Source organism: Hymenobacter terricola (genome assembly GCF_017921975.2).
Taxonomy (GTDB): Bacteria; Bacteroidota; Bacteroidia; order Cytophagales; family Hymenobacteraceae; genus Hymenobacter; species Hymenobacter terricola.
Window position 1 is genome coordinate 163,607 of record NZ_JAGEMO020000007.1, and the last position, 22,340, is coordinate 185,946.

General features: G+C 61.8%; 17 protein-coding genes. 6 read left to right on the forward strand and 11 right to left on the reverse strand.

Annotation, left to right across the window (positions count from 1 at the left end):
• Positions 1–45 precede the first annotated feature (45 nt).
• The 3 genes from J4G38_RS07395 (at position 46) to J4G38_RS07405 (ending at position 3,218) form a co-directional block, all read left to right on the forward strand.
• Positions 46–1,305, forward strand: coding sequence for a PKD domain-containing protein (locus tag J4G38_RS07395; RefSeq protein ID WP_210513809.1), 1,260 nt, complete (start codon positions 46–48; stop codon positions 1,303–1,305).
• A gap of 44 nt (positions 1,306–1,349) precedes the next feature.
• Positions 1,350–2,225 (forward strand): glycoside hydrolase family 16 protein, encoded by an 876-nt coding sequence (locus J4G38_RS07400; RefSeq protein WP_210513808.1) that lies wholly within the window; start codon positions 1,350–1,352, stop codon positions 2,223–2,225.
• A gap of 159 nt (positions 2,226–2,384) precedes the next feature.
• The gene (locus J4G38_RS07405; protein ID WP_210513807.1) at positions 2,385–3,218 is read left to right on the forward strand and encodes a glycoside hydrolase family 16 protein; all 834 of its coding nucleotides are present in this window, start codon (positions 2,385–2,387) and stop codon (positions 3,216–3,218) included.
• A 162-nt stretch (positions 3,219–3,380) separates the two neighbouring features.
• On the opposite strand, the gene ilvA is transcribed toward J4G38_RS07405, so the two are convergent.
• The 11 genes from ilvA to J4G38_RS07460 form a co-directional block, all read right to left on the reverse strand.
• On the reverse strand, positions 3,381–4,649 hold the full coding sequence (gene ilvA / locus J4G38_RS07410; RefSeq protein ID WP_210513806.1) for a threonine ammonia-lyase IlvA: 1,269 nt from the start codon (positions 4,647–4,649) through the stop codon (positions 3,381–3,383).
• A 107-nt stretch (positions 4,650–4,756) separates the two neighbouring features.
• Entirely contained in the window at positions 4,757–5,821 is a 1,065-nt protein-coding gene (gene ilvC, locus J4G38_RS07415; protein ID WP_210513805.1) for a ketol-acid reductoisomerase, read from the reverse strand.
• Between the two features lie 94 nt (positions 5,822–5,915).
• On the reverse strand, positions 5,916–6,524 hold the full coding sequence (gene ilvN, locus J4G38_RS07420; protein ID WP_210513804.1) for an acetolactate synthase small subunit: 609 nt from the start codon (positions 6,522–6,524) through the stop codon (positions 5,916–5,918).
• Positions 6,525–6,704: 180 nt separating this feature from the next.
• A complete protein-coding gene (gene ilvB, locus J4G38_RS07425) occupies positions 6,705–8,483 on the reverse strand; it encodes a biosynthetic-type acetolactate synthase large subunit (RefSeq protein ID WP_210513803.1) in 1,779 nt (592 codons plus the stop codon).
• A gap of 147 nt (positions 8,484–8,630) precedes the next feature.
• Positions 8,631–10,358 carry a dihydroxy-acid dehydratase gene (gene ilvD, locus J4G38_RS07430; protein ID WP_210513802.1) on the reverse strand — a complete coding sequence of 576 codons (1,728 nt, stop codon included), beginning with the start codon at positions 10,356–10,358 and terminating at the stop codon, positions 8,631–8,633.
• 153 nt (positions 10,359–10,511) lie between these two features.
• Positions 10,512–11,399 carry a branched-chain amino acid transaminase gene (locus tag J4G38_RS07435; RefSeq protein WP_210513801.1) on the reverse strand — a complete coding sequence of 296 codons (888 nt, stop codon included), beginning with the start codon at positions 11,397–11,399 and terminating at the stop codon, positions 10,512–10,514.
• Positions 11,400–11,718: 319 nt separating this feature from the next.
• Complete coding sequence (leuB, locus tag J4G38_RS07440; RefSeq protein ID WP_210513800.1) at positions 11,719–12,837, reverse strand: 3-isopropylmalate dehydrogenase; 1,119 nt, start codon at positions 12,835–12,837, stop codon at positions 11,719–11,721.
• A gap of 15 nt (positions 12,838–12,852) precedes the next feature.
• Positions 12,853–13,449: a 3-isopropylmalate dehydratase small subunit gene (leuD, locus tag J4G38_RS07445; protein ID WP_210513799.1), complete on the reverse strand. Its 597-nt coding sequence runs from the start codon at positions 13,447–13,449 to the stop codon at positions 12,853–12,855.
• A 4-nt stretch (positions 13,450–13,453) separates the two neighbouring features.
• Positions 13,454–14,848 carry a 3-isopropylmalate dehydratase large subunit gene (leuC, locus tag J4G38_RS07450; RefSeq protein WP_210513798.1) on the reverse strand — a complete coding sequence of 465 codons (1,395 nt, stop codon included), beginning with the start codon at positions 14,846–14,848 and terminating at the stop codon, positions 13,454–13,456.
• Between the two features lie 144 nt (positions 14,849–14,992).
• Positions 14,993–15,172, reverse strand: coding sequence for a hypothetical protein (locus tag J4G38_RS07455; RefSeq protein ID WP_210513797.1), 180 nt, complete (start codon positions 15,170–15,172; stop codon positions 14,993–14,995).
• Positions 15,173–15,185: 13 nt separating this feature from the next.
• Entirely contained in the window at positions 15,186–16,352 is a 1,167-nt protein-coding gene (locus J4G38_RS07460) for a 2-isopropylmalate synthase (protein WP_210513796.1), read from the reverse strand.
• Between the two features lie 177 nt (positions 16,353–16,529).
• Here J4G38_RS07460 and J4G38_RS07465 point away from each other — a divergent pair, with 177 nt between their 5' ends.
• From J4G38_RS07465 to J4G38_RS07475, 3 genes are all read left to right on the forward strand, one after another.
• Positions 16,530–18,074, forward strand: coding sequence for a hypothetical protein (locus J4G38_RS07465; RefSeq protein ID WP_210513795.1), 1,545 nt, complete (start codon positions 16,530–16,532; stop codon positions 18,072–18,074).
• A 228-nt stretch (positions 18,075–18,302) separates the two neighbouring features.
• Complete coding sequence (locus J4G38_RS07470) at positions 18,303–18,779, forward strand: DUF4833 domain-containing protein (protein ID WP_226163243.1); 477 nt, start codon at positions 18,303–18,305, stop codon at positions 18,777–18,779.
• A 120-nt stretch (positions 18,780–18,899) separates the two neighbouring features.
• Positions 18,900–22,208, forward strand: coding sequence for a cyclic nucleotide-binding domain-containing protein (locus J4G38_RS07475; protein ID WP_210513793.1), 3,309 nt, complete (start codon positions 18,900–18,902; stop codon positions 22,206–22,208).
• Positions 22,209–22,340 lie beyond the last annotated feature (132 nt).

Sequence of the window (22,340 nt, forward strand, 5' to 3'; positions counted from 1 at the left end):
GGCGGGCCCTTGGTTTTCCCTTCATTCCTTCTCTGAGATATTCCCATGAAAAATATAGTACGCGCGGCGGCACTGGGCCTGTTGATGGCCCCCCTGCTGCTGACTTCCTGCAAAAGAGCGGGCGACGATTACAAGCTGGAGGGCCCGGCGCCGCAGTCCAGCTTCACCTATCAGGTGAATACTGCCGAGTTTCCGACGGTGGTAACCTTCACCAGCACCAGCCAGGATGGATTCCTCTACGAGTGGAATTTTATTGGCGAAAACTCGCCGGCCACCGGCAATTCGGTGCAGCACACCTATCCGCGCGGCGGCACCTACCAGGTAGAGCTGATTACGGCCGGCAAGGGCGGCACGGGCATTTCGGCCAAGCAAACCATCACCATTCCCGATGCCTGCGCCAACGCCGCGTTCAGCAAGCTGGTGGACTGCGCCGGCAGCGGCACCCGCGTGTGGGCCTTCTCGGGCGCGGCGGGCGCCATTGTGAAAGAAACGGCAGCGGGCGTGCAGCTTTCGGCCTCGGGCACGCTGCCCGCCTGCCAGCTCGACGACCAGTTCTCGTTCAGCAACAGCTACTCGGTGAACTACGAAAGCGCCGGCTCTACCTACCAGAACGGTGCCTGCGGCACCTCGCTCAGCAGAAGCAGCAGCTTCGTGTTCCGGCCCAACACCGGCGGCAACCCCCAGATTGTGCTCAAAGGCAAAGGCGCTTTCCTCGGCCTGCCCGACTCGGTGGCGAACAAAACCTACGACATTCTGGAAGCTACTGACACCCGCCTGCGCCTGCGCGGCGCCAACCCCGACGGCACCCGCACCACCGTCACCTTTGCCCCGTACGACGCCACGGCCCCCATCAAGCAGCTGCTCACCGGCGGCTCGTCGAAAACCTGGAAACTGGACAACACGGCCGATGCCCCCATTGTGGTGGGCACGGAAGCTGCCCCCACTTCCTACTTTGCCGGCGTGCTGGCCGGAGCGCTGCCCACCTGCCAGTCCGATGACGAATACACCTTCTCCACGGCCAACACCATGGCTTATAATGCCCTGGCCGAAACCTTTGTGGCCGGGCCTTACACCTGCCAGGCTCCGCGCACCGCGACGTGGGCGTACACGTTTGGCCCCGCCGCCGGCACCGGCCTCGCGCAGTTCACCTTCAGCGACCCCGCCGCCTTTATTGCCGCCACCGACGCCTCGCCGACCGAGCGCGTATACCGTATTCTGTCCATTGATGCCCAGCACCTGGTGCTCCGGGCCGGCAGCGGTCTGAACGGCGGCACGGTGTTCACCATCAAGATGGTGCCCAGATAGGTGGGCATTAACCCTCGCCTTATTATTTAGCTAACAATCCTTTTATGAAAATCCCATCCGTGATTACGCGGCGGAACTATCGGCTCGGGGCCAGCCTGCTGCTGGCCCTGGGCCTGATGTCCTCCTGCACCGATAAAGGCTCTACGTTTACCCCCGTGCCGCCCACGCCCGTGGTGCCGGTGGTGAACGAGGAAGCCCACAACTACGCCGACTACAACAACCTGGTGTGGAGCGACGAGTTCGACGGCAGCGCCCTCGACCAGACCAAGTGGGCCTACGAGCTGGGCGGCGGCGGCTGGGGCAACAACGAGCTGGAAGCCTACACCAATTCCAGCGACAACGTGTACCTGACCGGCGGCAACCTGGTTATTTCGGCCCGCCGCCAGCAGTCGGGCACCAACGCTTATACTTCGGGCCGCCTTATTACGAAGGGCAAGCAGAGCTTTCAATACGGCCGCATCGACGTGCGCGCCAAGGTGCCCAAAGGCAAAGGCGTGTGGCCGGCCATTTGGATGCTGGGGGCCGATATCGACCAGAATAACTGGCCCAAGTGCGGCGAAATCGACATCATGGAGCTGCGCGGCAGCCAGCCGCTCCAGTTTCTCACCACCATGCACTTCGGCACCAGCACCGCCGACCATCGCTACAAGGGCACGACGCAGGTAATGCCCGCCGACCTTTCGGCCGACTTCCACCTTTTCTCCGTCGTGCGCAGCAAGGACTTGCTGCGTTTCTTCATCGACGGGCAGCAGTACTACTCCTTCACGGGCAGCGACGCCAGCCCGTTCCCGTTCAATAACCCGTTTTTCGCGGTGCTGAACGTGGCCGTGGGCGGCGACTTCGATGGCAACCCCGATGCCAGCACCACCTTTCCGCAGCAAATGCAGGTGGACTACGTGAAGTATTTCCAATATCGATAAGCCTGCCCGTCCGCACAGGCGCGTAGGCCCGCTGTCACTCCGGCTGGGGCTTGGTGGGAACAAATAGACCCGCCGGATAGGCGGTGGCCGTACCCGGCTCATGGGAGCTGGGTGCGGCCGCCCCCGATGGCAGTAATGAGCAGTTAATTTCTCAACCGCATGCTTTCACCCCTGCTTGCCGGCCTGCTGTTCCTAAGCAGCGCCTTCCACACCGACTTACCCGCGCCGCCCCCGGACCGGCCGCGCTACACTTTCCACAAGCTGGCCTGGAGCGACGAGTTCAACTACACCGGCCTGCCCGATTCCACGAAGTGGACCTACGACGTGGGCGGCCACGGCTGGGGCAACAAAGAGCTGGAATACTACACCAAAAAGCGCCGCGAAAATGCCCGCGTCGAAGGCGGCAACCTCATTGTGGAAGCCCGCAAGGAAGCCCTGGTGGCCGGCAACGACTACACCTCCGCCCGGCTGGTATCGCGCGGCAAGGGCGGCAGCCAGCTCTATGGCCGCTTCGAAATCCGGGCCCGGATTCCGGGCGGGCGCGGCACCTGGCCCGCCATCTGGATGCTGCCCGATGCGAACACCTACGGCAACAAAGGCTGGCCGGATAACGGCGAAATCGACATCATGGAGCACGTTGGCTACGACCCCAACGTGATTCACGCCACCACGCACTGCAAGGCGTACTATTTCCGCATCAACACCCAAAAAACCGGCATCACCAAAGTGGCCGATGCCACCACGGCTTTCCACACCTACGCCATTGAGTGGACGCCCGAAACCATCACCGCCGAAATCGACGGCGAGCTGTACTTCGCGGCCCGCAACGAGGGCACCGGCTGGGAAACCTGGCCCTGGGACAAGCCCTTCCACCTGCTGCTGAACGTGGCCGTGGGCGGCGAGTGGGGCGGCCAGAAAGGCATAGACGAAGCCGCATTCCCCCAGCAGATGGTGGTGGATTACGTACGGTTTTACGAGATGAAAAAAGCGTAGCCTCACCAAACACTTCCTTCGAAGCTGTTTAATAAGCCCCCCGAACGTCATGCTGAGCGCAGCCGAAGCATCTTTACCGCGTGAGTAATCAGATTTACTATTGCGGTAGAGATGCTTCGGCTGCGCTCAGCATGACCGTTATTTTGCGCTGTATATCGGCAATTACACCAGCAGCGCCAGGAAATCGGGCTGGCCGTTCAGGTATTCGAAGCTGAAGCCCTCCTCCCCCATCCGGGCCTTGATGGCTTCCACGTCGTGCGGCTGCGTGACTTCGATGCCGACGAAAACGGGGCCTTTTTCCTTGTTATTTTTCTTGATGTACTGAAAGTGGATGATGTCGTCGCCCTCGCGCAGCACGTTGTTTACGAAGCGGCGCAGGGCCCCGGGGGCCTGGTTGAAATTCACCATAAAGTAGTGTTTCAGGCCCTGATACTTGGCGGCGCGCTCCTTGATGTCCTCCATCCGGGTGATGTCGTTGTTGGAGCCGCTCACCACGCACACCACGGTTTTGCCCTGAATGCGGTTAGCAAACTGGTGCAGGGCCGAGATGGTGAGCGTGCCGGCCGGCTCCAGCACAATGCCTTCCTCGTTGTACATCTTCAGCAAATCGAGGCAAACCTGGCCTTCGGGCACCAGCACCACTTCATCTAGCAATTCCCGGCACAGCTCATACGTGAGCTGGCCGGGGCACTTCACGGCCGCGCCGTCCACGAAGCTGTCGATGCTGGCCAGCGCCGCGTGCTGGTTGTTTTGGATGGCGTTGTGCATGGACGGTGCGCCCAGCGGCTGCACGCCAACGAGCCGGGTAGCCGGGCTCAGCAGCCGGAACACGCTGGCCACGCCCGAGGCCAGCCCGCCCCCGCCAATCGGCATGAAGCAGTAGTCGATGGGCACGGTGGCCGCTTTCAGAATCTCCAGCCCCACCGTGGCCTGCCCTTCCACAATGGCCAGGTCGTCGAAGGGGTGAATGAAGGTGCTGCCGCGCTCGTCACTGAACGCCTTCGCTGAGCGAAACGAGTCGTCGAAGCTGGCCCCGGTGAGCACCACTTCCACGTATTCCTTGCCGAAGAGGCGCACCTTGTCCACCTTCTGCGCGGGCGTTTGGGCGGGCATGAAAATGTAGCCTTTCAGGCCCAGCAATTGGCAGGCGTAGGCCACGCCCTGGGCGTGGTTGCCGGCGCTGGCGCACACTATTTCGCGCTCCCCGATGATGGGCGGCAGCGTGCTCATCTTGTGGTAGGCCCCGCGAATCTTGTAGGAGCGCACCACCTGCAAATCCTCCCGCTTGAGCAGCACCGTGGCCTCGTAGGTGCGCGAGAGGCCGTGGTTTTGCAGCAGTGGCGTTTTGTAGATGACGTGCTTGAGGTTGCGCGCCGCCCGCTCCACATTTTTCAAGGTCACGGCCGACGGGGCAGTGGTGGCGTTTTCCATAAGGATTGGGAGAAAAAAGAACGTCATGCTTCGGCTGCGCTCAGCATGACGTTCAGGGATAGACGTTCAATGCGGACCGTTCAACGACGAGACGCGAATACGCGTCTCTACACCGCCTCCACCTTCTCGGCCGCTTTCGAACGCAGCTGGCGCACGGTGGCGCCGGTCTGCCACAGCTCGGAGTCGCGCACTTCTTTCAGCTCGGCGTCCAGCTCCTGGCGGTAGTTGGGGGTGGTGCCGCGCTCGATGGTGCGGGCGGCTTCTTTGCCCGAGGCCACGCTGTCGTACAGCTCATTCAGCACGGGCAGGGTGGCCTCGCGGAAGCGGCCTTTCCAGTCCAGGGCGCCGCGCTGGGCCGTCACCGAGCAGTTGGCAAACATCCAGTCCATGCCGTTTTCGCCCACCAGCGGCACCAGGCTTTGGGTCAGCTCTTCCACGGTTTCGTTGAAGGCCTCGGAGGGCGAGTGGCCGCGCTGGCGCAGCACCTGGTATTGGGCTTCGATGATGCCGGCCAGGGCGCCCATCAGCACGCCGCGCTCGCCGGTGAGGTCGGAGTACACTTCCTTCTTGAAATCGGTTTCGAACAAATAGCCCGAGCCCACGCCGATGCCCATGGCAATGGCTTTTTCCCAGGCCTTGCCGGTGGCATCCTGAAACACGGCAAACGAGGAATTCAACCCGCCCCCGGCCAGAAACAGACGGCGCAGGCTGGTGCCGCTGCCCTTGGGCGCCACCAGAATCACGTCCACATCGGCGGGCGGAATGATGTTGGTCTGCTCATTGAACGTGATGCCGAAGCCGTGCGAGAAGTACAGCGTTTTGCCGGCCGTGAGCTTGCTTTTCAGCATGGGCCACAGGGCAATCTGGCCGGCGTCGCTCAGCAGGTTGCACACGATGGTGCCGCGCTCGGCCGCTTCTTCCAGCGAAAACAGGGTTTCGCCCTCCACCCAGCCGTCCTTGATGGCGCGGTCCCACGAAGACGTGCCCGAGCGCTGGCCCACAATCACGTTGAAGCCGTTGTCGCGCATGTTCAGCGCCTGGCCGGGGCCCTGCACGCCGTAGCCGATAACGGCAATGGTGTCGTCTTTGAGGAATTCCAGTGCCTTTGCGAGGGGGAATTCGTCGCGGGTGATGACGGTTTCGTCTACGCCGCCGAAGTTGATTTGGGCCATGGGCTTGGGGGTTGGGTTGTAGCGCGGACTTTGTAGTCCGCACGTGGGTTGAAAGAACATCGTTTGACTCGCGGACTACAGAGTCCGCGCTACTTTACATCGTAAACACCGCGTCGCGGCTGTTCAAAAACTCGTTTTCCGACACGTCCTCGCTGGGCTCGCGGCGCTCGAATTCGCGCAGCTTGTGGTTGAAGCCGTCGCTGGCCTTGATGATGGCAATGCGGGCGCTGCGCACAAACTCAATCAGCCCGTATGGCTGCAAAACCTTAATCAGGTTGTCGGTTTCCTCGCGGTGCCCGGTGGTTTCAAACACCGTGTAATCCTTGCGAATCACCACGGCGCGGGCCCCGTTTTCGCGCAGCAGGCGCTCCACGGAGGCCTTTTCGGCAATCACGTCGGTGGGCACTTTGTAGAGCGCCATTTCCTGCCAGATTACGTCGGCGTTGGTGTTGTAGTACACTTTCAGCACCTCCACCTGCTTCTCAATCTGGCGGGCCAGCTTGCTCACCACCTCCTCCGTTTCGGTAATCACGATGTTGAAGCGGTGGATGCCTTCAATTTCGGACGGCGAAGTGTTCAGGCTCTCAATGTTGATTTTGCGGCGCGAGAAAATGATGGCAATGCGGTTGAGCAAGCCCACCTGGTTTTCGGTGTAAGCCGTGATGTTGTATTCCTGGCGGTCGATGGTTGGGAACTGGCTCATGAGTGGTTGGGTATCGTTTCTCAGAACGTCATGCAGAGCGAAGCGCAGCGGAGTCGAAGCATCTCGCGTGCTGTCACTAATTCAATCGTTCTATTGATGTGGATTACTAAGGCAAGCGAGATGCTTCGACTCCGCTGCGCTTCGCTCTGCATGACGTTCTTTTTTTGTTCTGCCTTCGTTCTATTTCAGCCTGATTTCCGCCACGCTGCACCCCTGCGGCACCATCGGGAAGATGTTATTCTCCTTGGCCACCATAATATCCAGCAGAAAGGAGCCGGGGTGCGCCAGCATCTTTTGCAGCGCGGGCTGTAGTTCTTCCCGCGCCTCCACGCGCTGGCCGGGGATGCGGTAGCCGCTGGCTACGGTCACGTAATCAGGGCTTTGGATATCCACAAACGAGTAGCGGCGGGTGTGAAACAGCTCCTGCCACTGCCGCACCATGCCCAGGAAGCGGTTGTTGAGGATGATAATTTTCACGTCGACCCCGGTTTGCATGATGGTGCCCAGCTCCTGGATGGTCATCTGCACGCCGCCGTCGCCGATGATGGCCACCACCGGCCGCTGCGGCGCGCCAAACTTGGCCCCGATGGCGGCCGGCAGCGCAAAGCCCATCGTACCCAGCCCGCCACTGGTGATGTTGCTGCGGGTGTGGTTGAACCGGGCGTAGCGGCAGGCCACCATCTGGTGCTGGCCCACGTCGGTCACGATGATGGCCTCGCCCTGGGTCAGCTCGTTAAGTTGCTGGATGACTTCGCCCATCGTCAGCTCCTCGCCGGTCGGGAACAGCTCGTCGTTTATCACGGCGGCCACTTCCTCGGCCATGTGGTCGCGGAAGCGCTGGTGCCATTCAGGGTGCGTTTTGGGCTCGACGAGGGCGGTGAGCAGCGGCAGGGTTTCGCGGCAGTCGCCCCACACGGGCACGGTGGCGGCCACGTTTTTGTCGATTTCGGTGGGGTCGATGTCGAGGTGAATGACCTTCGCCTGGCGGGCGTACTTATCGAGGCGGCCCGTTACCCGGTCGTCGAAGCGCATGCCGATGGCGATAAGCACGTCACACTCGTTGGTGAGCACATTGGGGCCGTAGTTGCCGTGCATGCCCAGCATGCCCACGTTCAGCGGATGGTCGGTGGGCAGCGCGCCCGCCCCAAGGATGGTCCAGGCCGCCGGGATGCCGCTTTTCTCAATAAAAGCCTTGAACTCCCGCTCGGCCGCGCCCAGCACCACGCCCTGGCCCCAGAGCACAAACGGCCGCCGGGCCTGGTTGATGAGCGCCGCCGCTTCCCGCAGGTACTCGGGGCGCACGATGGGCACCGGGCGGTAGCTCCTAATGTGCGTGCACGGCGCGTAGGATGCGAAATGGAAGGCCTGCTGCTGGGCGTTTTTGGTGATATCAATCAGCACCGGACCGGGCCGGCCGCTGCGCGCGATGTAGAACGCCTTGGCCAGCGCCTCAGGGATTTCCTCGGCCTTGGTCACCTGGTAGTTCCACTTCGTAACCGGCGTGGTGATGTTGATAATATCGGTTTCCTGGAAGGCATCGGTGCCCAGCAAATGCGCGAACACCTGCCCCGTGATGCAGACCAGCGGCGTGCTGTCAATCAGCGCATCGGCCAGGCCGGTGACCAGATTGGTCGCGCCCGGCCCGCTGGTGGCAAACACCACGCCCACTCTGCCCGACGCCCGCGCATAGCCCTGCGCCGCGTGGATGCCGCCCTGCTCATGCCGCACCAGCACATGGTTCAGCTGCTCCTTGAAGTCGTAGAGCGCATCGTAAATCGGGATGATGGCCCCGCCGGGATAGCCGAAAATCGTGTCCACGCCCTCGGCCAGCAGGATGTTCAGCACGGCCGTGGCCCCGGTGGAATTGGGCGCAGGGGCAGTTTCTTCCGTAGCTGCTGGAGCAGCAGAAACAGTGGTTTCCGGCTCGGCAAGGGCAGTTGTTGGCTCGTTGGTTAACATGGCTTTGAGCTAATAATTCGGTGGAATGGCGCACCCGTCAACTTCAGCCCCTGCCCCCCTCTCCAAAAAAGAGGGGGCACCAGTTTAGCGCAGATGCGAGGTTCTTAGAAGGGCATTTCCGGTGCTCCCTCTTTTTTGGAGAGGGGGTCAGGGGGAGAGGTTGACGTGGGCTGCGGCCGGAACCGCCACCGGTTCCTCCTCCAGTAAATCGGTGATGCAGCCGTGACTGGCGTCGCTCACGGTGCGGATGTATTTGAGCAGCACGCCCTGGCTGACGCTGGGACGCGGGCGCTGCCACTGGCGGCGGCGCAGCTCCAGCAGTGCGGGGTCCAGCTGGATATCGATGGTGTTGGCGGCGGCATCGAGGATAATCCAGTCGCCGTTTTCAACCAGCGCGATGCCTCCGCCGTCATACGCCTCGGGGCAGACATGGCCCACTACGAAGCCGTGGGTGCCGCCCGAAAAGCGCCCGTCCGTAATCAGGGCCACCTTATCGCCCAGCCCGGCCCCGATGATGGCCGACGTGGGCTTGAGCATTTCGGGCATGCCCGGCCCGCCCTTCGGCCCCACGTAGCGAATCACAACCACCTCGCCGGCCTTGATTTTGCCGGCGGTGATGCCCTCGTTCAGCGCTTCTTCCGAGTCGAACACATTGGCCGGGCCTTCGAAGCGCAGGCCTTCCTTGCCCGTGATTTTGGCCACCGCGCCTTTGGAGGCGAGGTTGCCGTAGAGAATCTGGATGTGGCCGTCGGCCTTGATGGGATTGTCCAGCGGGCGCAGCAAATCCTGTTCCGCGCCCAGCGGCTTGATATCGGCGAGGTTTTCGGCCAGGGTCTGGCCGGTCACGGTCAGCAGGTCGCCGCGCAGCAGGCCCGCATCCAGCAGGGTACGCATCACGGCGGGCACGCCGCCCAGGGCCGACAGGTCCTCCATGAGGTACCGGCCGCTGGGCTTGAGGTCGGCCAGCACCGGCACGCGGTTGCTCACGGCCTGGAAATCCTCCATGGTGAGGTGCACGCCGGCCGCGTGGGCAATGGCGATGAGGTGCAGCACGGCATTGGTGGAGCCGCCCAGCACCGTCACCACCACCAGCGCGTTCTCGAACGCCGCCCGCACCAGAATGTCGCGGGGCTTGATGTCGCGCTCCAATAAAAGCCGCAGGTAGGCCCCCGCGTCCAGGCACTCCTGGTTTTTCTCCACGCTCACGGCGGGCAGCGACGACGAAAACGGTACGCTCATGCCCAGCGCCTCGATGGCGGCGGCCATGGTATTGGCCGTGTACATGCCGCCGCAGGCCCCCGGCCCAGGACAGGCATTGTGGATGATGCCGCTGTAGTCCTCGTCCGAAATCTGCCCCTGCAGCTTCTTCCCATACGCCTCAAAACACGACACGATGTTGAGCTGCTGCCCCTTGAACGTGCCGCCCTTGATGGTGCCGCCGTACACCATGAGCGAGGGCCGGTTGAGCCGCGCCATGGCGATGAGCGCGCCGGGCATGTTTTTGTCGCAGCCCACCACGGTGGCCAGGGCGTCGTAGTTGTGCGCGCCCGCCATGGCCTCAATCGAGTCGGCGATAATCTCGCGCGACACCAGCGAAAACCGCATCCCCGGCGTGCCGTTGGTGATGCCGTCGCTCACCCCGATGGTGTTGAAGCGCAGCCCCACCAGCCCCTGGGCCTGCACCCCGATTTTCACGCCGTCGGCCAGCGCGTCCAGGTGCATGTTGCAAGTGTTGCCCTCAAAGCCCGTGGAGCAGATGCCCACGAACGGCTTACGCAAATCCGCATCCGACAAGCCCGAACCGATGAGCATGGCCTGCGAGGCCGGCAAGCTGTCGTCCTGGGTGTAGATGCGGCTGTATTTATTGAGAATCATGGCAGGATTTGGGGTGGATTGGAAATCGTATGTCATGCTGAGCTTGTCGAAGCATCTCTACTGCTCAACTAATCGATGCCATTGCAACGAAGCGGTAGCGATGCTTCGCTGTGCGGACGCCAGATGAGCATGACGTTCTTTTATGTCGTTCAGCTAGGCGTTTTGCGCCACCAGCGCGCCCGTCACCAGCGCCCGGTAGCGCTCACCCAGCCGGGCCCCCAGCGTCTCGGAAAAAGGCACGTTGAACTCCAGCTCATCGATGGCCGCAATGCCCACGACTTCGGCGGCCGTGCCGGTATAGAAGGCCCCGGTGGCACCTTGCAGCTCATCGGGCGTGAAAAACTTTTCGGTGACGCTGATGCCGGCCTCGCGGGCCAGGTCAATAATCGTGTTGCGGGTGATGCCGCGCAGGATGCTCCCGGCGGGAGCGGTGAACAGCTCCCCGTTTTTCTCAAAGAAGAAGTTGGCACCCGGGCCTTCGGCCACATAGCCGTTCATGTCCAGCAACAGGGCTTCGTCGAAGCCGCGACCCTTGGCTTCAGAGCTGGCAATGATGGAGTTGACGTAGTGGCCCGAAACTTTGGCCTCGATGGGCACGGCCTTGGGATTAGGGCGCTGGTAGGGCGAGATGCTGAGGCGCAGGCTCTGGTCGCCGAGGTACTTGCCCCAGTCCCAGACGGCGATGAGCAGGTTGCTGCTGCTGGCGCATTTCAGGGTCATGTTGGGCGTGCCGGCATACACCAGCGGGCGGATGTAGGCGTCGGCGAGGCCGTTTTTCTCCAGCAATTGGTAGGTAATATCGGTCAGCTCTTCCACCGAGTAGGCGAAGGGCAGGCCGATGCTCTGACACGAATACTGCAGCCGCTCGAAATGCTCGCGGGCCTTGAAAATCTGGGTACCAGCCGGCGTGGCATAGGACCGGATGCCCTCAAAAACGGCATAGCCATAGTGCAGCGACTGCGCATAAGCGCCCACCTGGGCCGCCTCAGCTTTCACAAACTCGCCGTCAACGAAGGCGAGGGTATCGGGATTGAAATACATGCTTGCTTAAAACTTGAAAGAGAAGAGAGTATATCTAAAAAAGCCTTCCTGAGCGCGGAGCTTAGAAAGGCTTTTGCAGCGTGCAACAAGCTGTTCCTAGGCGCCCGCCAGGCAAGGAGTAATGACCGTAATGACTAGTGTAAAGAGGTTTTTCATGGGTGTCAAAGCGGTGTTAAAACGGCATGCTCATCTGGCGTCCGCAGAGTCAAAGCATCTCGCTCGGGACAGTAAACCAATCGATTGAGTTACTACCACACGCGGGATGCTTCGGCTGCGCTCAGCATGACGGCCTCATTTGTTTCAATCGGCCAGCATTCAATCAAATAATCGTGCTGATGCCGATTTCCACGTTGTTTTTATTCCATTGCTTCTCGTTGGAATCAGCAATCCAGAAGGCGATGTAGTTGCCTACTTCCTCGGTGGTATAAGGCGCGGTCGTGTTCAATTCGCGGGTCAGAATGCCGTTGTTTAAGGCCTCGTCCACGGCCTCGCGCACCAGGGCGGCTTCCTCGTTCAGCGACAAGTGTTCCAGCAGCAGAGCCACCGACAAAATGGCGGCGATGGGATTGGCAATGCCCTTGCCCTTGGCCTGCGGGTACGAGCCGTGGATGGGTTCGAACAAGGCCACCTGTTCGCCCACCGAAGCCGAGGGCAGCAGGCCCATGGAGCCGGCAATGACCGAAGCCTCATCCGATATAATATCGCCGAACATATTCTCGGTTAGAATCACGTCGAACTGCGTGGGGTTCAGAATAACCTGCATCGCGGCGTTGTCCACGAAGAGGTAATCCACCGTCACTTCGGGGTATTGAGCGGCCATTGCACGCACTTCCTCGCGCCAGAGGCGGGAGGTTTCCAGCACGTTGGCTTTGTCGACCAGCGTGAGGTGCCGGCGGCGACCGGCGGCGGCCTGAAATGCCAGGTGCGCGACGCGGCGGATTTCGTGGCGGCTGTAGGTGCAGTGGTCGTAGGCGCCTTCGCCGTCGGCAGTGCGGCCCTTTTCGCCGAAGTAAATGCCACCGGTAAGCTCGCGAAAGATGACCATGTCGGTGCCCTGGATGCGCTCCTTTTTCAGGGGCGAATGGGCCAGCAGCACGTCGTAGGCCTTCACGGGCCGGATATTGGCGAATAGGCCCAGCTCTTTGCGCAGGCGCAGCAGGCCCTGTTCGGGGCGCACTTTGGCGCTGGGGTCGTTGTCGTATTTCGGGTCGCCGATGGCGCCGAGCAGTACCGCATCGGCGGCGCGGCAGGCGTCGAGGGTTTCGTCGGGCAACGGGTTGCCGGTCGCGTCGATGGCGCAGGCGCCCATCAGGTGGGAGCTGAGGCCGAAGCGGTGGTCGAACCGCTCGGCCACGGCCTCCAGCACTTTCACGGCCTGCCGACAGACTTCGGGCCCGATGCCATCGCCGGGCAACACGGCTATTTTCTTGCTTACCATCGTCTTGCTAGTTGCTTACCAGGTCCAGGTTCGGTTTGATTCGTAGGCCTCAATGGCCGGTTTTTGACTCACTAAATAATCAATATCGTCGTAGCCGTTAATCAGGCATTCCTTCTTGTAGGGGTCGATTTCGAAGCCGATAGTAGCGTTGTGGGCCGGCACATGGAGTGTTTGCTCCGGCAGGTTCACCACGAATTGCGTGTCAGCATCCGCTTCCACCCAGGCGAAAAGCTGGCTCAGTCCGGCATCGGTCACTTGCAGGGGCAGCAGTCCGGTATTCAGCGCATTGCCCCGGAAAATATCGGCGAAGTAGCTCGAAATCACCACCCGAAAACCGGCGTCGTACAGCGCCCAGGCAGCGTGCTCCCGGCTGGAGCCGCAGCCGAAATTCTTGCCCGCCAGCAAAATCCGGCCGGCGTAGCGCGGGTCGTTGAGAACGAAGTCGAGCTTCGGCGTTCCGTCGGCGTTGCAGCGCCAGTCCCGGAATAAATTCTCGCCGAAGCCCTCCCTCGTCGTAGCTTTCAGGAAACGGGCCGGAATAATCTGGTCCGTATCGATGTTTTCGAAGGGCAGCGGCACGGCGGCCGAGTGCAGGGTCTGAAACTTTTCCATGGCCCTAATTCAAGTACTGCGTGATGTCTACAATGCGCCCCTGCACCGCCGTGATGGCCGCCACCAGCGGGCTTGCCAGCAGCGTGCGCGAGCCCGGCCCCTGCCGCCCCTCGAAGTTGCGGTTCGAGGTAGCCACGCAGTAAGCGCCGGCCGGAATCTTGTCCTCGTTCATGGCCAGGCAGGCGCTGCAACCGGGTTCGCGCAGCTCGAAGCCGGCTTCGGCCAGAATCTTATCCAGCCCTTCGGCAATAGCCTGCTGCTCCACCTGCTTCGAGCCGGGCACAATGATGGCCTCGACGTGCTGGGCCTTCTGCTTGCCCTGCACGTAAGCCGCCACGGCCCGCAAATCCTCGATGCGGGAATTGGTGCAGCTGCCGATGAAAACGTAGTTGATTTCCTTACCCAGCAGCGACTCGCCCCGTTGAAAACCCATGTATTGTAGCGACTTATCGAAACTTTCGGCTTCGCTGGCGGGCACTTCACTGGGAATGTGGCCGTTCAGCGCGATGCCCATGCCGGGGTTGGTGCCGTAGGTAATCATCGGCGGGATGGCCGCGGCATCGAAACGGTGCTCGGCATCAAAAACCGTGTCTTTGTCCGAAAACAGCGTTTTCCAATAAGCCACGGCCTGGTCCCAGGCAGCTTCTTTGGGGGCGTAAGGCCGGCCTTCAACGTAAGCAAACGTCGTTTCATCCGGTGCGATGAGGCCGCCGCGGGCCCCCATTTCGATGCTCATGTTGCAGACTGTCATGCGGCCTTCCATGCTGAGGGCGCGCACGGCACTGCCGGCGTATTCCACGAAATAGCCGGTGGCCCCACCCGTGCCGAGCTGCGAAATCACGTAGAGAATAAGGTCTTTGGCCGTGACGCCGGGTCGTAGTTCGCCGTCTACGGTGATGCGCATGCGCTGGGGGCGGCTGAGCAGCAGGCACTGGGTGGCCATCACCTGGGCCACCTGACTGGTGCCGATGCCGAAGGCCACCGCGCCAAACGCGCCGTGCGTGGAGGTGTGGCTGTCGCCGCACACGATGGTGGTGCCGGGCAGCGTGAGGCCCAGCTCCGGCCCGATAACGTGCACGATGCCCTGGCGGGCGTGGCCCAGGCCGTACAGCTCCACGCCGTATTTGGCGCAGTTAGCAGTCAGCTTGTCCACCTGCGAGCGGCTCAGCGGCTCCTCGATGGGCAGGTGCTGGTTGCGGGTGGGCACGTTGTGGTCGGCCGTGGCGAGGATGCGCGCCGGGCGGTACAGCGGCAGGTCGCGGGCTTCGAGCTCGTCGAACGCCTGCGGGCTGGTCACTTCGTGAATGAGGTGCCGGTCGATATAAATCACGTCGAGGCCGCCCGGCGCGGTTTTCACCACGTGCGCGTCCCAGATTTTATCGAACAAAGACGTAGCCATTGGGTGGGGTGGATATCGGGGGAAAAGGTGAACGTCATGCTGAGCGTAGCCGAAGCATCTCTACCGCAACCGTCATTCAATTGACTCAACGAAGCGGTAGAGATGCTTCGACAAGCTCAGCATGACCGCCAGTAATCGTTTCGTTCAGAACTCAGAATCGGAGGGTGAATCGGCCCCGTCGGACGGCGCTTGCAGCGTTACGGCCACGGCGTAGCTAATCCAGTCGGCATGGCGCGGGATTTTATTAGGCTCGCGCTGCTCTTGCTGACTGTTATTTTCGGGGGCGCCGGCCGGGCCGACTGGCTGTTCTTGCGGGATATTCATATCGGTACCATAATTAGTTGGCAGTTACTAGTTTTTCCTGTTCGACCAAGGCGTGCAAGTCTTCATCGACGACCTCGCGCTGGCGGTCGGCAAGTTCCATAAAGCGGGCATAGGCCTTATTCAGCGCCACTTTTTCGAAATCGTAGCCGATTTTCTGGAGGCGGTAGGCCAGCGCGGCGCGGCCGGAGCGGGCCGTGAGCACGATGGACGAATCGGCCACGCCGACTTCCTTGGGGTCGATGATTTCGTAGGTTTCGCGGTGCTTGATGATGCCGTCCTGGTGAATGCCGCTGGAATGCGAGAAGGCGTTGGCGCCCACAATGGCCTTGTTGGGCTGCACGGGCATGGTCATCAGGTGCGACACCATGGCCGAGGTTTCGGCCAGCAGGCGGGTGTTGATGTTGGTGTGGAGGTTGAGGTAAGGATGCTGGCGCAGAATCATCACCACTTCTTCCAGGGCCGTGTTGCCGGCGCGTTCGCCCACGCCGTTTATCGTGCATTCAATCTGGCGGGCGCCGTTCATCACGCCGGCAATGGAGTTGGCGGTGGCCAGGCCCAGGTCGTTGTGGCAATGCGTGGAAAGCCGCACGTTGTGGATGCCGGTTACGTTTTCGTGCAGGAATTTAATTTTCGCCCCGTACTCGCCGGGCAGGCAGTAGCCGGTAGTATCGGGGATGTTGAGGACCGTGGCCCCGGCCTTAATGGCTGCCTCGCAGACGCGGGCCAGGAATTCGTTATCCGTGCGGCCGGCGTCTTCGGCGTAGAATTCCACGTCCTCCACGAAGCTTTTGGCGAGCTTGACGGCGACGATGGCGCGGGCCAGCACGTCCTCGCGGGTGGTGCAGAGCTTGTGCTGAATGTGCACATCGGAAGTACCGATGCCGGTGTGGATGCGCGGGTAGCGGGCCGGGCGCAGGGCCTCGGCGGCCACGCGAATGTCGTTTTCGACGGCCCGCGAGAGGCCGCAGACGGTGGCATTCACCGTCTGGGCGGCGATGGCCTGCACGGCGGCAAAGTCGCCGGCGCTGGAAACCGGGAAGCCGGCCTCAATCACGTCAACGCCGAGCAGCTCCAGCTGCTGGGCAATGAGAAGCTTCTCGTCCTTGTTTAGCTTGCAGCCCGGCACCTGTTCGCCGTCGCGGAGCGTGGTATCGAAGATTTGGATTTGCTGCTGCGCCATGCTAGAATAGCCTGTATGACCGGACCTGGTAACTGCATCGGAAATTGAATCTGGATGTAAGTACTACCCGGCACAGCGGCACAAAAACCACGATTTCGTTATTTCTACTATTTCCAACCGACCATTTAATCAAACCAAAAACCTATCCATCAGAACTTTATCAAATAATTTAGTACAATGCCAAATAAGAGTCCGGAGCCGGTTTTTCAGCTAATAAAGTCCCTGACACGGTCAGAAAAGCGCCATTTCCGGCTGTTTACCAACCGGCAGGGCTCTACGGAAGACCTTAAGTTTCTGCAGCTTTTCGATGCCCTCGACACGCTGGAAACCTACGACGAGGCCCACGTGCTGGCCCAGGTGCCGGCCCTCAAGCGCGTGCAGCTGGCCAATCTGAAAGCCAACTTATACAAGCAGGTACTGTCCAGCCTGCGGGTGTACCACGCCGGCCAGAATCCCGATATTCAGCTGCACGAGCAGCTCGACTACGCCCGCGTACTTTATAACAAGGGCTTTTACCAGCAGAGTTTGCGGATGCTGGAGAAAGTGAAGCAGGCGGCCCGGCAGGTCGAAATGCCGCACATCGTGCTGCTGGCCCTCGATTTTGAGAAGCTGATTGAGTCGCAGTACATCACCCGCAGCCTGAAGGACCGGGCCGAAACCCTGACCACGGAGGCGGTGGAAACGGTGGAGCAGCTGGCCCGAATCCACTCGCTGAGCAACGCCTCGCTGCGCCTGTACGGGCTGTACCTGAAGGCCGGCCACGCCCGCAACCGCGCTGACCACGAGCGCATCACGGCGTTTTTTCGGGAAAACCTGCCGGCGGTGGAGGACCGCCAGGCGGGCTTTTTCGAGAAGCTGTATTTCTACCAGGCGCACGTGTGGTACCACACGCTCGACCAGGATTTCCGGGCCAGCTACCGGTATGCGCAGAAGTGGGTGGACCTGTTTGAGCAGGCCCCGCACATGAAGGATTTACAGGCCATGCTCTACATCAAAGGCCTGCACAACCTGCTGGCCACGCTGTATAACATGCTGTACTACAGCAGGTTTATGGAAGTATTGCGCACGTTGGAGGAGTTTGCCGCCAACCAGACCCGGCGCAGCAGCCCCAACACCGAAATCCTGCTGTTCCAGTACATCTACACCAACAAAATCAACGCTTATTTTCTGGAAGGGCGCTTCACGGAGGGGCTGGAAATTATTCCGGAGCTGCTGGAACAGCTGGAGCATTTCAAGTCGCAGCTCGACATGCACCGCACGCTGGTGTTCTACTACAAAATTGCCAGCCTGTACTTCGGCAGCGGCGAGTATGCGAAGGCCATCGAGTACCTGAACCTGATTATTCAGCACAAGGATTTGAGCCTGCGCGAGGACCTGCAGTGCTTCGCCCGCATCCTGAACCTGATTGCGCACTACGAGGCCGGCGACGACGCCAGCCTGGAGTACCAGGTGCGCTCGGTGTACCGATTTCTGGGCACGATGGACGACCAGCAGCCCATGCAGGTCGAGATTTTCCGGTTCCTGCGCAACGTGGGCAGCATTGCGCCGCACCAGATGCGCGAGGCCTTCACGGCCCTGCGGGACAAGCTGATTGTGATAGCGGCCAACCCGTTCGAGAGCCGGCCATTTCTGTACCTGGACATCATTTCGTGGCTGGAAAGCAAGATTTCGAACGTGTCGGTGCAGGAGGTGATGAAGCGGAAGTTTCTGATGATGAAGTAGCCACGGTGGGCGCTTGGGAACATTACGCCGGAGGCGGGGTTATGTCGGCGGCAGCAGGGGCGACAACCGCCCTTTACCAGTTAATTTTGGGCTTTTGTCGTTGCTCGCCGCTACCGGTGAGCGTGGTTTTCAGGCCTGTATTTGCCCCGGAGAAAGATGTCGGCTACGACTGTTTTGCTAGTGTTCGGGTTGTTTTTCAACAACCCGTTTTCAACCGTTGGAGCTAGATTGCCCGGCACGCCTTTTCCAGTCCCGAGCGGGGTAACCAATCAGTTATTCTACCTGCAGCGCGACCCCAATACCAACACGGTGATATACCAGCTGAACGTAAACAGCGCGGGCCAACTAAATGACGCTGAGCCCATCAATATTTTCTGGATACGCTACGGCGAGCACGGCGAGCACAAGGACTTGAACTTCATTCAGCGCAAGTTCGCCTACGGCCTCACCGCCCAGAAGCTGGCGGCCGACAAGTACGAATTGAAGTTTGCCGCTTACAGCAAAGTCCGGTTTTTCCTGCTAAAATCGCCGGCGGATAAGGCTTTTCACGTGTACGCCACCATCGCCAACAAGCAGATTCAAGTGGAGCGGGTTTTCCTGCGCATCGAAGGCGGCACGTTCTGGGTGCCGAACGTTAAATACATCGAATTCAAGGGCCTGAACACCGCTACGCGCGAGCCAATAGTGGAGCGGATAATGCTGTAGACCGGGTGGAACCTCACCCCCTGGCCCCCTCTCCAAAAAAGAAGGGGCCAGGGGGTGAGGTTCTGCGGCTCCCTTATCTTTGGCAATAGCCGCGCCCGGTGGCGCTGGCTTCCTTTCCGCATGATTTCGGCCACCTCTCTGCAAAATCTGTTCGGCATCAAAGCCAGCGAAACCCGCACCGTGGGGCTGTTTTTGCTGCACAATTTCCTGCTGGGCATCGGCTCAGTGCTGGTGTACGTGGCAGCCAACGTGCTGCTGCTGGAGCATAACCCCGAGCACAGCCTGCCGCTGGGCTACCTCGTCGGCGCCCTGGCCATGATGGCCGTGGGCCGGGTTTACACCCACTTCGAGCACCACTTGCTGCTGAAAAAACTGGCTGTGCGCGTGCTGCTGGCGGTGGTAGCCCTCGTGGGCGTGCTGGGCGTGCTGGTGAGCGTGGGCCACTCGGTGGCGGCGGCCGTGGCCATCATGGCGGGCTACCGGGTTATATACCTGCTGACGAATCTGGAATTCTGGGGCATTTCCGCCGTCGTGTTTGACGTGCGCCAGAGCAAGCGGCTGTTCAGCATCATCAGCTCGGGCGACATGCCGGCCAAGGCACTGGGGGCCATTCTGGCGGCGCTTATTCACGGCGATGCGCAGCTGCCGGTGCTGCTGGGCGTGTCGTTTGTGGCGTACATCGGCGCGCTGTTTACGCTGCGCGCCACCCTGGCCTCGCACGTAGTGGAAGCCGTGGAACGGCCGGTGCGGCGGCCCCAGCGGGCCCCGGGCCAGCTGGTGCGGCAGCTGTTTGGCGGCAGCGAGCTGGTGTTTGCCATGTGCCTGAGCCTGGTGGCCATTGCGGCGGTGATTACGGGGGTTGAGTACATGTTTTTCCTCAACGTGAAGCACAAGTTTCACGAGTCGGACGACATCACCCGCTCGGTGGGCTGGATACTGGGCGCCACGTACTTAGCCGCCACGTTCTTCAAGCTGCTGGTGAGCCGGCAGGCACTGGACCGCTACGGCGTGCAATGGTCGCTGCGGCTGCTGCCGGCGGTGGCCCTGGTGTGCCTGGCGGTTTTTGGCGGCCTGAAAGTGGCCAGCGGCTATTCTTCGGCGGGGCAGCTGGCCTTTTACTGCGGCCTGTACCTGCTGCTGGAAGTGCTGCGCCGTGCGGTGTTCGACCCCGTGTTTCTGGTGCTGTTTCAGCCCCTGGCGCCGCCGCAGCGGCTGGCCGCCCACACGCTGGCCAAGGGCTTTTACGAGCCACTGGGCATGGGCCTGACGGGCCTGCTGTTCTTCGCGCTGCGCTATTCCGGCCGGCTCGATGGGGCCTTGCCGCTCATTTGGATGGGCGCGCTGCTGCTGCTGGCGCTGTTGTTTCTGCGGCGCACCTACTTCAGCTATCTGGCCGAACTGAAGCAGGGCCTGGGCCGCCGCTTCACCGAAACCGCCGAGCTGGCCCTGCCCGACGTGGCCCGGCAAGTGGTGCTGGCCCAGCTGCTGAGCCCGCGCCCCACCGAAGTGCTGAACGCCGTGGCCTGGCTGCGCCAGCGCGAGCCCGCCGCTCTCGCCCGCCACGTTCCCGCTCTGCTCGCGCACCCGGAGGAGCGCGTGCGCCTGGCCCTGCTGGCCACGCCCGCAATCCGCCCCCTGCCCACTGCCGCAGTAGAAAAGCTGGCCCAGCACGACTCCTCTCCTACCGTGCGCGAGGCCGCCGCCCGGCAACTGGCCAGCGCCGCCCCCGATGCGCCGGCCGTGGCCGCATTGCTGACCGGCCCCGACCTTGCGGCCCGTCAGGGCGCCATCCGCGGCAGCCTGGAAACCGCCCCTGGGCACGAAATGGCCCGGGCCAGCCTGCAGGCGCTGGTGAGCGACCCCGCCGCCAGCCAAACGGTGCTGGCGCTGCTGGCGCTCTTTCCCCTCGAAACCCAAACCCAGCTAATCGAAGCCGGCCTGGCCAGCCCCGAGCCCGATGTGGCCCGCGCCACCCTGGCGGCCATCGGCACGGTGGGGCACATCCAGCTGGCGCACTACCTGCTCGCGGCTCTCGACGACAAGCGGCGCTGGCAACCGGCCGCCGACAGCCTCGTGGCGCTGGGCCCGGCCGTGGTGCCGCTGGTGAGCGAAGAAGTGCTGGCCCACGAGCACAGCAACGCGCTTACGTACCGCCTGGCCACCGTGCTCGAACGCCTTGACACCCCTGCCAGCCGTGCGGTGCTGGTGGGGTTGGCGCAGCATCCCAACCTGTTTTCGCGGGCCATTGCGTTGCGGGCCCTGCGCCGCTTTCCGGCCCTGCCCGCCGATGCGCCCGCCTTTGAGCGGCTGCTGCGCGAGGAGTTTCGGCTGGCGGCCCAGCTGCTCAGCGGCCTCGCGGCCGACGACCGGCCCGCTCTGCACGCCACCGTCGGGTACGAGTTGCTGCTGTTGCAGCAGCGCGTGTTTGGGCTGCTGCAACAGCTTTACGACGCCGATTTGGTGGCCACCGCGCAACGCAACGTGGCCCACGCCGCCCGCGAGCGCCAGGCCAACGCGCTCGAAATCCTCGACAACCTGATTCCGCGGCCCATGTACCAGGGCTTGCAGGCGCTGCTGGACGACACGCCGCTGCCCGAAAAAGTGCGGCTGTTCGCGGCCCTTGTCGTGCCCGAAACCGCAGCCCACGCCCACGTACCGGCCCTGGCCGGCACCGGCACCGCGGCCGGTAGCGCCGGGGCATCGGCCTACCCCAAGGCCGCGCCGCTGGCCGTGAACCTGCCCCGGCTGCTGTTGGAGCGGGGCCACAACGCCTTCACTTCCTGGAGCCTGAGCGTGGCCCTGCGCCACTGGCAGCCTGCTGAAAATGACGTAGAAATAACCGAAATACTGGTCGATTACCTGCAATCTCCCAACGAGCTGCTGCGCGAAAGCGCCCGGCTGGCGGTGGCCGCGCTGCCGGCCCCGCTGGTCCGGCAGCTCGCCGCTTACGATTTTCAACGCCCATTTATGAGTCATTCCCCAGCCACCGAAGCCCGCATTTCCGCCCTGGAGCGGGTGGTAGTGCTCCAGGGCACTTCCCTGTTTGCGCACACGCCCGAAAACGTGCTGAGCAGCATCGTGCCCATTATGAAGGAAGTGACGTTTCACGAAGGCGAGGAGATTTTTGCCAAAGGCGAAATCGGCACGTCGCTGTTCATTGTCCACGACGGGCAGGTGGGCATTTTCAACGGCACCCAACAGCTGGCCACGTTCGGCCCCGGCAACTTCTTCGGCGAGCTGGCCTTGCTTGATACGGAGCCGCGTTCGGCCACGGCCGCCGCGCTGAGCCAGGTGCTGGCCTTCCGCCTCGACCAGGAAGATTTTTATGACGTGATGGAAGAGCGGGCCGAAGTGCTGCGCAACATCCTGCGCATGCTGTGCCAGCGCATCCGGCAGCAAAACGAGAAGATGCGCGAGCTGGCGGGGTAAATAATTGGTGAACAATGCGCTACAAGTGGCATTCGCTCCCAAAACCCCGCCGGGCCAAATGCGACTTTCCAGTTGTTGTTGAGTGCCTAAATCTTACTTGTTAGAAATCCGCGAAGTGTCGAATAGAAAGCC

Bases quoted from the DNA above. Each gene is read 5' to 3' on its own strand.
- J4G38_RS07395 (WP_210513809.1), top strand. From the start codon at position 46: ATGAAAAATATAGTACGCGCGGCGGCACTGGGCCTGTTGATGGCCCCC.
- J4G38_RS07400 (WP_210513808.1), top strand. From the start codon at position 1,350: ATGAAAATCCCATCCGTGATTACGCGGCGGAACTATCGGCTCGGGGCC.
- J4G38_RS07405 (WP_210513807.1), top strand. From the start codon at position 2,385: ATGCTTTCACCCCTGCTTGCCGGCCTGCTGTTCCTAAGCAGCGCCTTC.
- ilvA (WP_210513806.1), bottom strand. From the start codon at position 4,649: ATGGAAAACGCCACCACTGCCCCGTCGGCCGTGACCTTGAAAAATGTG.
- ilvC (WP_210513805.1), bottom strand. From the start codon at position 5,821: ATGGCCCAAATCAACTTCGGCGGCGTAGACGAAACCGTCATCACCCGC.
- ilvN (WP_210513804.1), bottom strand. From the start codon at position 6,524: ATGAGCCAGTTCCCAACCATCGACCGCCAGGAATACAACATCACGGCT.
- ilvB (WP_210513803.1), bottom strand. From the start codon at position 8,483: ATGTTAACCAACGAGCCAACAACTGCCCTTGCCGAGCCGGAAACCACT.
- ilvD (WP_210513802.1), bottom strand. From the start codon at position 10,358: ATGATTCTCAATAAATACAGCCGCATCTACACCCAGGACGACAGCTTG.
- J4G38_RS07435 (WP_210513801.1), bottom strand. From the start codon at position 11,399: ATGTATTTCAATCCCGATACCCTCGCCTTCGTTGACGGCGAGTTTGTG.
- leuB (WP_210513800.1), bottom strand. From the start codon at position 12,837: ATGGTAAGCAAGAAAATAGCCGTGTTGCCCGGCGATGGCATCGGGCCC.
- leuD (WP_210513799.1), bottom strand. From the start codon at position 13,449: ATGGAAAAGTTTCAGACCCTGCACTCGGCCGCCGTGCCGCTGCCCTTC.
- leuC (WP_210513798.1), bottom strand. From the start codon at position 14,848: ATGGCTACGTCTTTGTTCGATAAAATCTGGGACGCGCACGTGGTGAAA.
- J4G38_RS07455 (WP_210513797.1), bottom strand. From the start codon at position 15,172: ATGAATATCCCGCAAGAACAGCCAGTCGGCCCGGCCGGCGCCCCCGAA.
- J4G38_RS07460 (WP_210513796.1), bottom strand. From the start codon at position 16,352: ATGGCGCAGCAGCAAATCCAAATCTTCGATACCACGCTCCGCGACGGC.
- J4G38_RS07465 (WP_210513795.1), top strand. From the start codon at position 16,530: ATGCCAAATAAGAGTCCGGAGCCGGTTTTTCAGCTAATAAAGTCCCTG.
- J4G38_RS07475 (WP_210513793.1), top strand. From the start codon at position 18,900: ATGATTTCGGCCACCTCTCTGCAAAATCTGTTCGGCATCAAAGCCAGC.